This window comes from Angustibacter aerolatus, from assembly GCF_054776675.1.
The window spans coordinates 1-839 of the sequence record NZ_BAAHBM010000199.1; the positions used below are offsets into that span (position 1 = coordinate 1).

1 protein-coding gene is annotated in these 839 nt (G+C 79.5%); it reads left to right on the forward strand.

Translation table 11 applies throughout. The annotated features are described in order from the left end of the window. Positions 1–14: 14 nt before the first annotated feature. A partial coding sequence (locus ACYVI6_RS18785) for a CDP-alcohol phosphatidyltransferase family protein (RefSeq protein ID WP_460447799.1) occupies positions 15–839 on the forward strand: 825 nt, incomplete at its 3' end.

The window sequence follows — 839 nt, forward strand, 5'->3', positions numbered from 1 at the left end:
CCGAGGGCGTCACGGTGAGCACGCTCGACCCCGCGCCGTTCGCGGTCGCCCGGCCCGGCCCCGGCGACGAGCTGGCCGCCGTGCGCGCCTGGCACGCCGACGAGGACGAGCAGCGGCTGCGGCTGCGCCGGGCCTCGCGCTCGGACGACGGCTTCCTGTCGACGTTCCTGGTGCGGCCGCCCTCGCGCTGGCTGACCCGGCCGGCGCTGGCCCTCGGGCTGCCCGCCGCGGCGGTCACCGGTGTCGCGCTGCTGCTCGGGCTGGCCGCCGCGGCCGCCTACGCCGGCGGGGGCACCGGGTGGCGGGTGCTCGGGTCGGTGCTGCTGCTGGCCTCGCTGGTGGTCGACTGCGTCGACGGGCAGGTCGCCCGGCTGACCCGCACCACGTCGGCGCGCGGCGCCTGGCTCGACGTCGGCGCCGACCGGGTGAAGGAGTACGCCGTGTACGCCGGGCTCGCCGCGGGCGCGCACGACCGGACCGGCTGGGTGCTGGCGCTGGCCGCGATGGCGCTGCTGGTCACCCGCCACCACGTCGACTTCGCCTACGCCACGCTCGGGTCGTCGGACGCCGACAGCGGGGTCGCGGCGTGGTCGGCGCGCACCGACCTGCGCGGCTGGACGCTGTGGGCCAGGCGCTTCGTGATCATGCCGGTCGGCGAGCGCACCCTCGTGCTGGTGGTGCTCGCCCCGCTGCTCGGCGTCCGCGCGACGCTCGTGGTGCTGCTGGCGTGGGGGCTGGTCGCCGCCGCCTGGACGACGGCCGGCCGGGTGGGCCGCACCGTGCTGGCCCGGTCGTGGCCCGGCGTCCGGCCCGGGGCGGCCCGGCAGCGGCTGGCGGCC